We start from the raw sequence: 13,937 nt of genomic DNA on the forward strand, positions 1-13,937 counted from the left end.
GTCGTGCTCTGCACGCACAGGTGTGCAGAGCACGACTCCGCCCGGGAGCACACCCGCCCCGCCAGGGAGGATGGACCCCCGTGAGCACCGCCGTCGTCCCCGAGCTCGACCGCTTCCCCGCCGACGTGCGCGACGCCGTCGGCCGGCTCGCCGGGGTCGCCGAGCGCACCCCGCTGCAGCGCAACGAGCGGCTGTCCGCGCTCACCGGCGCCGACGTGTGGCTCAAGCGCGAGGACCTGCAGGTCGGCCGCTCCTACAAGGTGCGCGGCGCCTACAACACGATCAGCCGCCTGGACGACGCCGCCCGCACCGCCGGGGTGGTGTGCGCCAGCGCCGGCAACCACGGCCAGGGCGTCGCCTACGCCTGCCGGGCGCTCGGCGTCCGCGGGGCGGTGTTCGTGCCCGGCACCACCCCACGGCAGAAGCGCGCCCGCATCCGCGCGCTCGGCGGCGACATGGTCGAGCTGGTCGTGGCCGGCGACACCTACGACGACGCCGCCGCGGCCGCGAAGGCCCGGGCCGCCGCCACCGGCGCCACGCTCGTCCCCGCGTTCGACGCCTGGCCGGTCGTCGTGGGCCAGGCGACGGTCGCCGTCGAGGTGCTCGAGCAGCTGGGCCGCGCGCCCGACGTCGTCGTCCTGCCCCTCGGTGGCGGCGGGCTGCTCGCCGGCTGCGGCACCTGGCTGCGGCAGGCGAGCCCCGCCACCCGGCTCGTCGGGGTGGAGCCCGCCGGCGCCGCCGGGATGGCCGCGGCGCTGGCGGCCGGGCATCCGGTCGAGCTGCCGGCCATCGACACGTTCGTCGACGGCGCCGCCGTGCGCCGGGCCGGCGACGTCACCTTCCCGCTGGTCCGCGACTCCGGCGCCGAGCTCGTGGCCGTGCCCGAGGGCCAGGTCTGCACCGAGATGCTCGAGCTCTACCAGGTCGAGGGGATCATCGCCGAGCCCGCGGGCGCCCTGGCCACGGCGGCGCTGACCGGCGGCACCGTGCGGGTCGAGCCCGGGCAGACCGTCGTCTGCCTGCTCTCGGGCGGCAACAACGACGTCAGCCGGTACGCCGAGGTGGTCGAGCGGTCCCTGGTGCACCAGGGCCTCAAGCACTACTTCCTCGTCGAGTTCCCGCAGGAGCCGGGCGCGCTGCGCCGCTTCCTCGACGACGTCCTCGGCCCCGACGACGACATCGTGCTGTTCGAGTACGTCAAGCGGGACAACCGCGAGACCGGCGCGGCGCTCACCGGCATCGAGCTCGGCAGCGCCGACAGCCTGCCCGGCCTGCTCCAGCGCACCGCCGCGAGCCCGCTGCGCATACAGCACCTGGACCCGGACTCGCCGGCCTACCGCTACCTCGTCCGCGGCGGCGCCTGACCCTCAGACGCGGGCCAGCCCGACCACGGTGACGTCGTCGGTGCCCGGCGGGTCGAGCGTGGCCACCACGGCGTCGACCACGTCCTGCGGCGTCCCGGCACCGGCGGCCACCGCCTCCCGCACCGCCTCGATGCCCTCGGGCAGTGGCCGGCCGCGCCGCTCGACCAGGCCGTCGCTGTAGAGCAGCAGCCGGTCGCCGGCGTCCAGGCGCAGCGCCGTCTGCCCGTAGTCGGCGTCGTCGAGCAGGCCGAGGGCGGGACCGCGGCTGTCGGTGACCAGCCGCGCGCCGCCGTCGCCGGCGTGCACGGCCGGGAGGTGCCCGGCGTTGGCCAGCGCCAGCTCGCCGGTGGCGGGGTCGAGCTGGGCGACGACGGCGGTGGCCATCTCGCCCGGCAGCAGCGCGCCGACCAGCCGGTTGAGCTCGGTGAGCGCCGCGGCCGGGCCCTCGTCGCGCAGCAGCGAGGCCCGCAGGGCGTGCCGCAGCTGCGCGGTCACCGCCGCGGCGGACAGCCCGTGCCCGGCGACGTCGCCGAGGACGATCGCGAGCCGGCCGCTGGGCAGCGGCACGAGGTCGTACCAGTCGCCGCCGACGACGTCGGCCTCGCTGGGCCGGTACCGCGCGCCGAGCGCGACGCCGGGCACCTTCGGCAGCTCCTCGAGCAGGAGGGTGCGCTGCAGCGCCGCGGAGAGCCGGTCGTCCTCCCCGGCGCGGGCGAGCACGGCCTCGCCGAGGTGGGTGGCCAGCGCGCGGGCGGCGGCGACCTCGTGCTGGTGCCACGGGCGGGAGGTGCCGCGGACGGTCTCGGTCCAGCGGGCGAACGACCGGCGCGGGGACAGCCGGCCCGCGGTCACCTTGGAGGTGCGCGGGTCGCCGCCCCAGGTGACCTCGCGCGGGGTCTCCGGCCGGAACCAGGCGAGGAAGTCGCCGCGCGCGCCGCCGACCTCGACGGCGAGCACGCCGCTGGCGTCGGCGGCGAGGTCGGCGGCGCCGGGCACATCGCGGCCGAGGGCGTCGGTGACCCCGCCGGCGCGCAGCACCGCGGGGACGACCGCGGCGACCCGCTCGGCCGGCGGGGTCCTCCCGAGCAGGTGCAGCCGCCCGTCCAGGCGCACCGCGGCGCCGGCGGCGGGCAGCAGGTCGAGCACGGTGACCTCGCCGTCGACGAGCGCGGCGACCGGCGTGCGCGGGCTGCGGCCGATCGCGCCGACCAGGTCGGCCTCGCGCCGGGTGACGCCGACCGCGGCGTCGCGGTCGCCGGCCTCCACGGTGGTGTGCAGCAGCAGCGAGGCGGTGCGGCCGAGGAACTCCGCGGCGGTGCGGTCGGCGTAGGAGGGCCGGTGGGCGCCGCTGTAGGAGTGGCAGGCGATGAGCCCCCAGAGCCTCCCGCGGTCGAGAAGCGAGACCGACATCGACGCGGTGACGCCCATGTTGGCCAGGTACTCCAGGTGCACCGGGGAGACGCTGCGCAGCATCGCGCCGGAGAGGTCCAGCGGCCGGCCGGTGCCCGGCACCAGCGGCGGCTCGAGCGGGACCGGGGTGTAGGTGGCGTCGGGGATGAGCCGCATCCAGTTGGTCGCGTACAGGGCGCGGGCCTGGGCGGGGATGTCGCTGGCCGGGTAGTGCAGGCCGAGGAAGGGCTCGAGGTCGGGGCGCCGGTCCTCGGCGACCACCTCGCCGTTCCACTCGGCGTCGAAGCGGTAGACCATCACCCGGTCGAAGCCGGTGAGCGCGCGCACCTCGCGGGCGAGGACGCCGGTGAGGCCCTCGAGCGAAGTCGGTGCCGACAGCCGCTGCAGTACGGTCGGTAGCCGGCGGTGCCAGGCAGCGCCCGCCTGTTCGGCCCCGGCCACCGGCTCCCACTCGGTGACCAGCAGGTCGCCGCTGCGGGACAGGACCAGGTCGAGCTCGGCGCCGCCGGGGGCCACCCGCAGCGGGTCGGCCTCCGACAGGTCCGCGGCCAGCGCCGCGCGCAGCCGGTCGAGCTCGGCGGGAGCCAGCAGGTCGGCGAGGGTGCGCCCGGCGGGGTCGGTGCCGAGCACCTGCGCGGCGTTGGCCGAGGCGACGACGACCTCGAGGCCCGGCTCGGTGACCGCGAGCAGCGCGCCGTGCGGCTGGACCGCCCCCGGGACCGCGATCGGCTCCTCGGCGCAGCGGGCCAGCGCCTCGTCGTCGACCCGCCGTCGGACCGGGTCGGGAGCCGGGGACGGCGGCGGATCGGCCGGGGTCCCGGTCGGGGTGCTGGTCATCGCGACCGACCCTACGACCCGACCTCCCCGCCGGTGAGGCCCGCGACCTCGACCACCGGGACGAGGCGGTGGAGCTCCAGCAGGTCGATGACCAGGCGGACCGGCTTGTTCTCCCGCGGGCACACCACCTGGAGCGCGACGCCGGCCGCGGCGGACTGCTTCGCGGCGCGGGCCAGTTCGCGCGCGCCCGCGGAGTCCATGAACACGGTGTCGGTGAGGTCGATGACCAGCGACCGCGGCCGCGCGGCCAGCTCGGCGGCGACGCCCTCGGCCAGCCGGGGCACCGTCGCGATGTCGAGTTCTCCGCGTACCCTCAGCCCGGGCCGGCCGTTGACCGATGCTCGGTCGACGGCGAACTGCACGATCGGGCTCCTCCTCCACGGGTGACGGACCGGAGGAGCGTAACCCGCTGTTGCAGAGAGGGGCCCGGCGTGGACATCTCGTTCACCGTGACGTTGCCCGTCGACGTCGACAGCGTCCCGTTCATCCGCGGCCTGTGCCGCCAGGCGCTGGAGCACCTGAAGGTCGAGCGGCCGGTCGTCGAGGAGACGACGCTGGCGCTCACCGAGGCGTGCGCGAACGTCGTCCGGCACGCCGGTGACCACGCCGGGTACGAGGTGTCGGTCGCGATCGACGACACCGTCTGCCGGATCACCGTGATCGACGACGGCTCCGGCTTCGACCGGGACGAGGCCGCCGCCCGGTCCTCGCTGACCGCGGCCGGCCTCGACGGCGACGGCGGCGCGGGCCTGCGGCTGATGCAGGCGCTGGTCGACTCGCTGGACTTCCGCCGCGACCCCGACGGCCGGCACCGGGTGAGCCTGGAGAAGCGGCTGTCCCGCCCGGCGCTGCGGCTGCTCGACCGGGGCTGAGCCTCAGGCGCGTGCCGGGAACCGGTCGATGTTCTGCTCGACCCAGGTGCGCAGCGCGGCCAGCGGCACGGTGGCGTCGCGGCCGAGGTCGGTGAGCGCGTACTCCACGTGCAACGGGACGGCCGGGTAGACCGTCCGGTCGACCAGCCCGGCCTCCTCCAGCCGGCGCAGCACCGCGGTGAGCACCTTCGGGCTGATGCCCTGCAGCCGCTGGCGCACGGCGCCGAACCGGCGCGGTCCCTCCTCGAGGGCGCCGAGCGCCAGCGCGCTCCACTTGTCGGCCAGCAGGTCGAGCACCGACCGGCAGGGGCAGTTGGCCGCGTACACGTCCCGGGGCCCGCAGGCGGGCAGGTGCGCCGTCGTCACGTCCCCATCCTGCCGTGGTTCCCCGGAGTAACCAAGCTCCCTTGCGGGAAACCTGTACCTCGCGCATAGCGTCGCCGGCATGTCCCTCCCGTCCCGCATGCCCGCCGTCGCCTACTCCTCCCCCGGCTCTCCCGACGTGCTCACCGACGTCGAGCTCGACGTCCCCGCACCCGGTCCGCACGACCTGCTCGTGGAGGTGCGGGCGGTCTCGGTGAACCCGGTCGACGTCAAGCTGCGCGGCGGCGCCGACCCGGGCGGGCAGCCGCGGGTGCTGGGCTTCGACGCGGCCGGCACGGTGGTCGCGGTCGGCGAGGCGGTGACCGCCTTCGCCGTCGGGGACGCCGTCTACCACGCGGGCTCGATCGCCCGGCCCGGCTCCAACGGCGCGTACCACCTGGTCGACGAGCGGATCGCCGGGCACGCGCCCGCGTCGCTGGACTGGGCGGAGGCGGCCGCGCTGCCGCTGACGACGATCACCGCCTGGGAGACGCTGTTCGAGCGCTGGGCGCTCACCCGCGAGAGCACCGGCACGCTGCTGGTCATGGGCGCCGCCGGCGGCGTCGGGTCGATGCTCGTGCAGCTCGCCCGGCAGCTCACCGGGCTGACGGTGATCGCGGCGGTGTCGCGGCCGGAGGCGGCCGAGTGGGTGCGCGGGCTCGGCGCGCACGAGGTGGTCGACCGCCGCGACCTGGTGGCCGAGGTGGCGCGGGTGGCGCCGGGCGGGGTGCGGTACGTGTTCAGCCCGTACTCGGCCGGGATGGTCGAGACGTTCGCGCGGGTGATGACGGTCGGCGGCTCGGTGGTGGCCATCGACGAGCCCGAGGGCCTCGACACCCTGCCGCTCAAGGAGCGCAGCCAGGGATGGCACTGGGAGTTCATGTTCAGCCGGCCGCTGCACGACCCGGAGAGCACCGCCCAGCGCGAACTGCTCGACGAGGTGGCCCGGCTGGTCGACACCGGGGTGCTGCGCACCACGCTCACCGCGCGGCTGTCGCCGGTCGACGCGGCGACGCTCGCGGAGGCGCACCGGCGGGTCGAGTCGTCGTCGACGATCGGGAAGGTCGTCGTCGCCCGCCCCTGACCTCCCCGGGGAGGTCGTGCTCTGCCCCGTCCCCGTGGGCAGAGCACGACCCGGCCCGGACCACCGGTGCCGCGGACTACCGGTCCAGCGGGTTGGCGCGGGCCCGGTCGGCGAAGCCGGCCTCGGTGAACCGGCCGGCGAGGGAGTCGGGCTTGCGGCGGGCCTGGTCGGTGAAGCAGGCGACGAACTCGTCGATCAGCCCGAGCCGCGGGTACTCCGCGAGGACGGCGGCCCGCAGGTCCGCGGGCCACGCCGCCGGGTCGCGCCCCGAGATGTCGAGGCCGGTGGCGAGCTCCAGCAGGTGCCCCTCGGGGTCGACGGCGACGTCGACCTCCGGCGCCATGTGCGCGACGACGATCTCGGCCACCCGACGGCGGCGCGGCACCGGCCAGCCCGCGCCCGCCGCGAACACCCAGCCGACGGCGCCGCCCGCGTCCTCGAACGGCAGCGTCGCGCTGTCGAAGACCGGGGACAGGCCGAGGTCGTGGACCATCGCCGCGACGAACAGCAGCTCGTCGTCGAACGCGATGCCGTGGCGGCCGGCGTGGTCGGCGGCCCACAGGTAGCTGCGCAGGCAGTGGTTCACCAGGGCGGGCGAGGAGAACTCGGCGACCACCTCCCGCGCGAGGCGGCAGGCGGGGGTGTCGGGCAGCGCGGGCAGGGAGGAGGTCACGGCCGGCGAGTCTGCCGCCGGGCCGTGCCCTCCTCCCCCACTGCCGCGCGCGGTGGCAGGACCGCTGCGGAGATCGGCAGGGACGACGGCGTCAGGACGCCGTCAGGCCCCGCACCCGCTCGATGAGCCCGCCGGCGCAGGCGTCGATGAAGCCGTCGGGGTCGGGGCCGACGTTCTGCAGGACGAGGTGGTCGAAGCCGGCGTCGACGTAGGGCTGCGCCTGCTGCACGTGCAGGTCGAGGTCGGGGCCGACGGAGAACTGCCCGCGGATGTCGTCCTCCTTCACCGTCTGGCTGGCGGCGTCGAAGTTGACCGGGTTGGGCAGCTCGCTCATGACCTTCCAGCCGGTGAGCGCCCAGCGGCTCTTCTCCAGGGCCTCCTGGATCGCGGCGTCCTCGGTCTCGGCCCAGGCCATCGGCACCTCGGCGTAGTGCGGGCCGGAGCCCCCGGCCTCGCGGAAGGCGCCGACGAGGTCCTCGCGCGGCTCGGTGGCGAACAGCCCGTCGCCGAACTCGGCGGCCAGTCGGGAGGCGTGCGGCCCGCCGCTGGCGACGGCGATGACCGGCAGCTGGTCGGGGAGGTCGAAGACGCGGGCGTCCTCGAGCTGGAGGTACTTGCCCTCGAAGGTCCGGTAGCCGCCCTGCCAGAGCAGCTTGATGATCTGCAGGGCCTCGCGGAGCATCTCGTGCCGCACGTGCACGGCCGGCCAGCCGGTGCCGACGACGTGCTCGTTGAGCCGCTCACCGGCGCCGATGCCGAGGGTGAACCGGCCACCGGAGAGGATCTGCACGGTCGCCGCGGCCTGCGCGATGACGGCGGGGTGGTACCGGATGATCGGGCAGGTCACGCCGGTGACCAGGCCGATCCGCTCGGTCTTCGCGGCCATCGCGCCGAGCATCGACCAGGTGAAGCCGCTGTGGCCCTGGGTGTCGAGCCACGGGTGGAAGTGGTCGCTCATCTCGACGAAGTCGAAGCCCGCCTCCTCGGCGCGGACCGTCTGGCGGACGATCTCCTCCGGCGGGAAGGCCTCGGTGGCGAGCTTCAGTCCGACCTGCATGACGGGGGTCCTCACTGCTGGATGTCCGGCGGGCGCTGTCGGGCTGCCCGGGGCATGCGGAACGGAAACGGCACGCCGGGGTCCGCGACGCCGGATGTCGTGTGCGAGCCGCCGGTGCACGGGCGATCGGTTCCGTCGGCGGCTCCCGGTATGTCTGCCTGGTGCCGCATCTCGACCTCATGGACCCTGCGCACGCCTACTTCTTCGGCTTCGCCCAGACCGACGGCAGCCTCTACGCCGGTACCGGACAGAAGGGGCGCCTCATGATCGAGCTCGCGGTGCAGGACGAAGCCGTGCTCCACGAGTTCGCCGGCCTGTTCCCTGTGCACTCGCGGGTGTCCCATCGCGTGCGGACGACGAACTTCGGCCCGCACCGGTCCGCTGTGTGGACGCTGTGCGACCTGTCCGTCCGTCGTGAGCTCGTCGGCCTCGGCCTACCGGCGGGACCCAAGTCGGCACTGGTCGCACCGCCCACCGTCCCGTTCAGCACCCGGGACTACCTGCGCGGCCTCGTCGACGGTGACGGGAGCGTGGGCTTCACGCGGACGGGGCGACCGTTCCTCAGCTTCGTCACCGCGAGTCAGCCGCTCGCCGACTTCTTCTGCGCCCAGGTCCGCGCGGTGACGGGCCTCGAGCGGACCGTCCGGCGGAACACCCGAGACGGCGTCTACAACCCGATGGTGGCCAGCGACGGAGCCGCCACCCTGGCCGCCTGGCTCTATCCCCGGGGGTGCCTCGCCCTGGAGCGGAAACGCGCGGCGGCCGCGCTCGTCGCCGCATGGACGAGACCGCCCGGCATGCGGGCTCGCCCGATGGCCGGCGCGCGACGTTGGACCCCGGACGAGGACGTCGAGGTCATGGTCGGGACCGTCCGGGAAGCCGCCGGTCGCCTCGGCCGCACGGAGAAGGCCGTGGCCCTGCGCCGGTTCCGGCTGCGCCGGGCAGCGAGCGCCGCGGGCGACTGAGGTCCCGGGGACGGTCGTGCTCTGCACACGGGTGTGTGCAGAGCACGACCGCTTCCTGGACCGGTGCCCCGTGCTGGACAGTGGGCCGGGCGGACGGCGACGGAGCCGGCCGGCGCCGGAGGTGGGCCGTGGACGTCGAGTCGCTGCGCTACCTGCTCACGCTCGCCGAGGAGCTGCACTTCGGCCGGTCGGCGCGGCGGCACTACCTCGACCCCGGCCACTTCTCCCGCCGCATCCAGCGCTTGGAGCGCGACGTCGGCGCGCGGCTCGTCGAGCGCACCAGCCGCCGGGTGGCGCTCACCGCGGCCGGCGAGCGGGTCGCCGCGCACGCCCGCACGGTGCTCGCCGCACTCGACCGGCTGCCCGACGCCGCCGCGCCGAGGGAGCCCGACGACGGCGCGCTGCGGGTGGGCGTCCTCGGCTTCGGCGCCGCCGACCGCTGGCCGGCGCTGCGCGACGTCGTCACCGCGGCCGCGCCGGGCGTGCACCTGCTGTTCGAGGACCTCGACATGGACGACCAGTACGACGCCGTCCGCCGCGGCGACCTCGACGTCGGCCTGGTGCAGCACCTCGGCGCCGTCGACGGGCTGGAGTTCCGCACCGTGCTGCGGACGCCGTCGGTCGTCGTCGTGCCGGCCTCCTCCCCGCTGGCTGACGCCCCCCTGCTCACCCGCGACGACGTCGCCGACGAGCCGTGGCTGCGGATGTCCTCGGCGCACCCGCGCTTCCGCGACTGGGTGGGCCCGGCCGGCATGGACGGGCGCGGCAGCGCCGTGCGGCACCCGGCGTCGATCCCCGCGGCCGTCGCGACCACCGGGCGGATCGGCATGCACGGCGCGGCCGCCGCGGCGTTCTTCCCGCGCCCCGACGTCCGGTTCGTGCCGCTCGACGCGCCACCGGTCGAGGTCGCCGTCGTCACCCGGGCCGCCGACCGGCGGCCGGCGGTGGAGTCGTTCCGGCGGGCCGCCGACGCGGTGGCGGCCGGCTGACCGTTGCCGATCCGGCACATGATCCGGCGCCGCGCCGGGTGTGGAGTGGGCGGGCCCACTCCCCGACGCCGCGGAGGCACCCCATGGCCCAGCACCGCACCCTCGTCACCGGTGGCCACGTCGTCTCGATGGACCCCGCCATCGGCGACCTGCCCACCGGGGACGTGCTCATCGAGGACGGCGCGATCGTCGCCGTCGCCCCCTCCCTGCAGGTCGACGACGCCGAGGTGGTCGACGCGACCGGCGGCGTCGTGCTGCCCGGGCTGATCGACACCCACCGGCACACCTGGCAGTCGGTGGTGCGCGGGATCTGCGCCGACTGGACGCTCGGCGACTACTACTTCGGCATCCGGCTGGCCATCTCGCCGGCGATGACCCCGGAGGACGTGCGGGTCGGCCAGCTGCTCGGTGGCGCCGACGCGCTCAACGCCGGGGTGACGACGCTGCTCGACTTCTCGCACACCAACAACACCCCGGCGCACTCCGACGCGGCGGTCGCCGGGATCGTCGAGTCCGGCGTCCGGGCGGCGCACTGCCACGGGTTCTTCGAGAGCCGGCCGGCCGACCCGCAGTTCGGCACCCACGACGACCGCGTGCGCGACCTTCGCCGGCTCGCCGGGCAGCACTTCCCCGACCCGCGTGGGCTGGTCACCCTCGGCGTCTCGCTGAGCGAGGTGTTCGGCCAGCCGTGGCAGCACACGCTCGACGAGCTCGCCGTCGCCCGGGAGCTCGGCGCGCTGGTCGTCAGCCACACCGGCTGCGTGTGGGGCAGCTGCGTGACCGGCGGCATCCGCGAGCTCGACGAGGCCGGCCAGCTGGGGCCCGACATCGTGCACGTGCACTGCAACACGCTCGACGACGACGAGTGGGCGGCGCTGGCCCGCACCGGCGGCAAGGTGTCGATCTCGGTGGAGACCGAGCTGAACATGGGCATGGGCCGGCCGGTGTTCGAGCGGTGCCGGCGGCACGGGATCGCCCCGACCCTGTCGGCCGACGTCATCAGCCTGAACTCCGGCGACCTGTGGCACGAGATGCGCTTCGGCCTCGGCTTCGACCGCTGGGACGCCACGCAGGCGGTCAACCTGGCCGGCCGGATGCCGGAGACCGTGACGACGACGGCCCGCGAGGCGCTCACCTGGACGACGGTCAACGCCGCGGGCGCGATGGGCATGGGCGACCGGATCGGCTCGCTGACGCCGGGCAAGCGCGGCGACGTCGTCGTGGTGGGCGGCGGTTCGTTCGAGATGCACCCGCGGCCGGACGTCGTCGGCTCGCTGGTCTTCCAGACCACGGTCGCCGACGTGCGCACCGTGCTGGTGGACGGCCGGGTGGTGAAGCGCGACGGTGTGCTGGTGGACCACGACCTGGCGGCGCTGGGCCGGCAGGCGGACGAGGTCTGCGACGGCCTGCTGCAGCGGCTGTCCGACGCCGGCGTGACCCTCCCCGGCACCCCGGAGAACGGATGGGACGTCATGGAGCCGCTCTTCCAGGCCAACCGCCCGCAGCCGGCCGTCCGGTGAGCACCGCGATCTCGGCGGCGGCCCTCGAGCAGGTGGCACCGGGCGTCTTCGCCTACGTGCAGCCCGACGGCAGCTGGATGATCAACAACACCGGCGTCGTCACCGGCGACGACGGCGCGGGGCTCATGGTCGACACCACCTCGACCGAGGCACGCAACCGGGCGCTGTTCGCGGCGGTCGCCGGCGTCGCCCCCGGCCGGCTGCGCGCGGTGGTGAACACCCATCACCACGGCGACCACACCTTCGGCAACTGGCTGGTCCCCGAGGGCACGCCGGTGGTCGGGCACGCACACAGCCGGGAGGACCAGCTGGCCAGCGGCCTGCTCGCCGCCCAGGTCCTCACCGGGCCCGACTACGGCCGGCTCGAGGTGCGGCCGCCCGACCTGACGTTCACCGGCGCGATGACGCTGCACCTGGGCGAGCGGGCGGTGGAGCTGCACGCGGTCGGGCCGGCGCACACGCGCGGCGACGTCGTCGCCTGGCTGCCCGCCGAGCGGGTGGTCTTCGCCGGGGACGTCGCCTTCGCGGGCGGCCAGCCCTTCCTCGCCGAGGGCAGCGTGTCCGGGTACCCGCGGGCGGTCGAGGCGCTGCGCGCCCTGGAGCCGGAGGTGCTGGTGCCCGGGCACGGGCCGGTGTGCCGCGGCGCGGAGGTGGCCCGGCTGCTCGACGACCTGGCCGGCTACGCGGCCTTCGTCGACGCGACGGCGCGGGAGGGCCACGCGGCCGGGTGGACACCCCTGGAGACCGCCCGGCGGCGCACGGACAACCCGTACGCGGGGTGGCAGGAGTCCGAGCGGCTGGTGGGCAACCTGCACCGCGCCTACGCCGAGCTGGACGGGCGTCCGCCGGGCGAGCGGCTCCCGCTGGCCGACATCTGGCCGGACATGGTCGAGTTCCACGGCGGCCCGATCGGCTGCCGCGCGTGAGGGAGGAGAGCTGATGCGCTGGGTCACCTACGTCTCGCCGGCCGACGGCGCCGAGCGGGCCGGGCTGCTGCGCGACGGGCGGGTGCACGGGTTCGACGCCGCCCTGGTCGACCTGCTGCCCGACCTCGCCGCGGCGGCCGGGCGCGAACCGGCCGAGGTGCTGCCGGAGGACGGGCTGGTGCTGCGCGCGCCGGTGCCGCGGCCGCCGTCGGTGCGCGACTTCCTGTCCTTCGAGCAGCACGCGCGCAACGCCGCGGCCGCGTTCGGGCGGGAGGTGTCCCCGGTCTGGTTCGAGCAGCCGGTCTTCTACTTCACCAACCCGGCGGCGGTCCGCGGCCCGGGCGAGCCGGTGCCGGTCTCCCCCGGCTCGGCGGCGTTCGACTACGAGGTCGAGGTGGCCGCGGTCGTGGGCCGGGGCGGGTCGGACCTGACGCCGGAGGAGGCCGAGGCGGCGATCGCCGGGTACACGGTGTTCGTCGACTGGAGCGCCCGCGACGTGCAGGGCGTCGAGTCGAAGATCGGCCTCGGCCCGGCGAAGGGCAAGGACGGCGCGACGACGATCGGCCCGGTGCTCGTCACGCCCGACGAGCTGGAGCCGTACCGGTCCGGGCACGGCTACGCGCTGCGGATGAGCGCCTCGGTGGACGGCGTCGAGCAGGGCGGCGGCAGCTGGGCCGACGTCCGCTGGTCGTTCGGGCAGATGCTCGCCTACGCCTCGCGGGGCACGGAGCTGCGGCCGGGCGACGTCGTCGGCAGCGGCACCGTGGGCACCGGCTGCCTGCTCGAGCTGCGGTCGCTGCACGGCGAGGAGCGGCACCCGTGGCTGCGGCCGGGCGTGGAGGTGGCGGTGACGATCGAGCGGATCGGCACGGTGACGGCGCCGGTCGTCGCGGGCACCGACCCCGTTCCGCTGGGGCCGCCGGCGTCGGACTCTTAGGGTCCGCGGCATGGCAGAGCGCGAGGTGCGGACGGTGCTGACCGGCGGCGGGTTCTTCGAGGGGCCGCGCTGGCACGAGGGCACGTGGTGGGTGTCGGACTTCTACCGGCACACGGTGAGCACGGTGACCGCCGACGGGCAGGAGACCGTGCGGTTCGAGGTGCCCGGGCAGCCGTCGGGGCAGGGGTGGCTCCCCGACGGGTCGCTGGTGGTCGTGTCGATGAAGACGCACGAGGTGCTGCGCTGGGACGGGTCGGCGCTGTCGACCTACGCCGACCTGACCGAGCACTGCGGCGGGCACCTCAACGACCTCGTCGTCGGCCCGGGCGGGCACGTGTTCGTCGGCGACTTCGGCTTCGACCTGATGGGCGGCGGCGAGGCGGCGACCGCGTCGCTCAAGCGGATCGACCCCGACGGGACGGTGTCGGTCGCGGCTGAGGGGCTGCAGTTCCCGAACGGGTCGGTGATCACGCCGGACGGCGGCACGCTGGTCGTCGGCGAGACGCTGGGCAACCGGTACACGGCGTTCGACCTCGGCGACGACGGGTCGCTGACCAACCGGCGGGTGTGGGCGTCGCTCGGGCCGGAGGTCACCGGGCGCACCGTGGACGAGGTGCTCGGGCAGCTCGCCGTCGCCCCGGACGGCTGCGCGCTCGACGCCGACGGCTGCATCTGGGCGGCGGACGCCGTCGGCGGGCGGGTGGTCCGGGTGGCCGAGGGCGGCGAGATCGTCGACGCCGTCGCCGCGCCCGAGGGGCTGGGCGTCTACGCCTGCATGCTCGGCGGCGAGGACGGCCGGACGCTGCTCATGTGCGCGGCGCCGGACTTCTACGAGCACAACCGCGCGCCCGTGCGCGAGGCGGTGCTGCTCGCGACCGAGGTCGACGTCCCGCACGCCGGCCGGCCCTGACCGCACCGCGGCCCCGTCCCACCGGGACGG

The 13,937-nt window shown here is 75.7% G+C and carries 14 protein-coding genes; 9 read left to right on the forward strand and 5 right to left on the reverse strand.

The genetic code is table 11. The annotated features are described in order from the left end of the window. The first annotated feature begins 80 nt into the window (after positions 1 to 80). Entirely contained in the window at positions 81 to 1,364 is a 1,284-nt protein-coding gene (ilvA, locus tag ACI78R_RS06920; RefSeq protein ID WP_457040117.1) for a threonine ammonia-lyase IlvA, read from the forward strand. 3 nt (positions 1,365 to 1,367) lie between these two features. Here ilvA and ACI78R_RS06925 read toward each other — a convergent pair whose 3' ends face one another. Then, complete coding sequence (locus tag ACI78R_RS06925) at positions 1,368 to 3,611, reverse strand: SpoIIE family protein phosphatase (protein WP_457040118.1); 2,244 nt, start codon at positions 3,609 to 3,611, stop codon at positions 1,368 to 1,370. Between the two features lie 11 nt (positions 3,612 to 3,622). After that, positions 3,623 to 3,973 carry an STAS domain-containing protein gene (locus ACI78R_RS06930; RefSeq protein ID WP_073420428.1) on the reverse strand — a complete coding sequence of 117 codons (351 nt, stop codon included), beginning with the start codon at positions 3,971 to 3,973 and terminating at the stop codon, positions 3,623 to 3,625. 69 nt (positions 3,974 to 4,042) lie between these two features. Between ACI78R_RS06930 and ACI78R_RS06935 the strand changes: the two genes are divergently transcribed. Next, complete coding sequence (locus ACI78R_RS06935; RefSeq protein ID WP_073420429.1) at positions 4,043 to 4,483, forward strand: ATP-binding protein; 441 nt, start codon at positions 4,043 to 4,045, stop codon at positions 4,481 to 4,483. Positions 4,484 to 4,486: 3 nt separating this feature from the next. Here ACI78R_RS06935 and ACI78R_RS06940 read toward each other — a convergent pair whose 3' ends face one another. After that, a complete protein-coding gene (locus tag ACI78R_RS06940) occupies positions 4,487 to 4,849 on the reverse strand; it encodes a winged helix-turn-helix transcriptional regulator (RefSeq protein ID WP_457040119.1) in 363 nt (120 codons plus the stop codon). A 79-nt stretch (positions 4,850 to 4,928) separates the two neighbouring features. Here ACI78R_RS06940 and ACI78R_RS06945 point away from each other — a divergent pair, with 79 nt between their 5' ends. Continuing rightward, the gene (locus ACI78R_RS06945; protein ID WP_457040120.1) at positions 4,929 to 5,930 is read left to right on the forward strand and encodes a zinc-binding alcohol dehydrogenase family protein; all 1,002 of its coding nucleotides are present in this window, start codon (positions 4,929 to 4,931) and stop codon (positions 5,928 to 5,930) included. Between the two features lie 76 nt (positions 5,931 to 6,006). Here the strand turns inward: ACI78R_RS06945 and ACI78R_RS06950 are convergent, their stop codons facing one another. Both ACI78R_RS06950 and ACI78R_RS06955 read right to left on the reverse strand, forming a co-directional pair. Beyond that, positions 6,007 to 6,603: an HD domain-containing protein gene (locus tag ACI78R_RS06950; protein WP_457040121.1), complete on the reverse strand. Its 597-nt coding sequence runs from the start codon at positions 6,601 to 6,603 to the stop codon at positions 6,007 to 6,009. Between the two features lie 91 nt (positions 6,604 to 6,694). Continuing rightward, positions 6,695 to 7,660: a TIGR03557 family F420-dependent LLM class oxidoreductase gene (locus tag ACI78R_RS06955; RefSeq protein WP_457040122.1), complete on the reverse strand. Its 966-nt coding sequence runs from the start codon at positions 7,658 to 7,660 to the stop codon at positions 6,695 to 6,697. 101 nt (positions 7,661 to 7,761) lie between these two features. Between ACI78R_RS06955 and ACI78R_RS06960 the strand changes: the two genes are divergently transcribed. From ACI78R_RS06960 to ACI78R_RS06985, 6 genes are all read left to right on the forward strand, one after another. Continuing rightward, positions 7,762 to 8,625 (forward strand): hypothetical protein, encoded by an 864-nt coding sequence (locus tag ACI78R_RS06960; RefSeq protein ID WP_457040123.1) that lies wholly within the window; start codon positions 7,762 to 7,764, stop codon positions 8,623 to 8,625. 128 nt (positions 8,626 to 8,753) lie between these two features. Next, positions 8,754 to 9,614 carry a LysR family transcriptional regulator gene (locus ACI78R_RS06965; protein WP_457040124.1) on the forward strand — a complete coding sequence of 287 codons (861 nt, stop codon included), beginning with the start codon at positions 8,754 to 8,756 and terminating at the stop codon, positions 9,612 to 9,614. Positions 9,615 to 9,697: 83 nt separating this feature from the next. After that, complete coding sequence (locus ACI78R_RS06970; protein ID WP_457040125.1) at positions 9,698 to 11,134, forward strand: amidohydrolase family protein; 1,437 nt, start codon at positions 9,698 to 9,700, stop codon at positions 11,132 to 11,134. Continuing rightward, positions 11,131 to 12,060, forward strand: coding sequence for an MBL fold metallo-hydrolase (locus ACI78R_RS06975; RefSeq protein WP_457040126.1), 930 nt, complete (start codon positions 11,131 to 11,133; stop codon positions 12,058 to 12,060). The genes ACI78R_RS06970 and ACI78R_RS06975 overlap by 4 nt, the downstream gene beginning before the upstream one ends. 13 nt (positions 12,061 to 12,073) lie before the next feature. Next, positions 12,074 to 12,997: a fumarylacetoacetate hydrolase family protein gene (locus ACI78R_RS06980; RefSeq protein ID WP_457040127.1), complete on the forward strand. Its 924-nt coding sequence runs from the start codon at positions 12,074 to 12,076 to the stop codon at positions 12,995 to 12,997. Between the two features lie 10 nt (positions 12,998 to 13,007). Continuing rightward, the gene (locus ACI78R_RS06985) at positions 13,008 to 13,907 is read left to right on the forward strand and encodes an SMP-30/gluconolactonase/LRE family protein (RefSeq protein WP_457040128.1); all 900 of its coding nucleotides are present in this window, start codon (positions 13,008 to 13,010) and stop codon (positions 13,905 to 13,907) included. Positions 13,908 to 13,937 lie beyond the last annotated feature (30 nt).

The organism is Geodermatophilus sp. SYSU D01106 (genome assembly GCF_054049995.1).

Excerpts from the sequence above, each read along its gene's own strand:
- ACI78R_RS06970 (WP_457040125.1), top strand. The coding sequence starts at position 9,698 with ATGGCCCAGCACCGCACCCTCGTCACCGGTGGCCACGTCGTCTCGATG.
- ACI78R_RS06955 (WP_457040122.1), bottom strand. The coding sequence starts at position 7,660 with ATGCAGGTCGGACTGAAGCTCGCCACCGAGGCCTTCCCGCCGGAGGAG.
- ACI78R_RS06985 (WP_457040128.1), top strand. The coding sequence starts at position 13,008 with ATGGCAGAGCGCGAGGTGCGGACGGTGCTGACCGGCGGCGGGTTCTTC.
- ACI78R_RS06925 (WP_457040118.1), bottom strand. The coding sequence starts at position 3,611 with ATGACCAGCACCCCGACCGGGACCCCGGCCGATCCGCCGCCGTCCCCG.
- ACI78R_RS06945 (WP_457040120.1), top strand. The coding sequence starts at position 4,929 with ATGTCCCTCCCGTCCCGCATGCCCGCCGTCGCCTACTCCTCCCCCGGC.
- ACI78R_RS06980 (WP_457040127.1), top strand. The coding sequence starts at position 12,074 with ATGCGCTGGGTCACCTACGTCTCGCCGGCCGACGGCGCCGAGCGGGCC.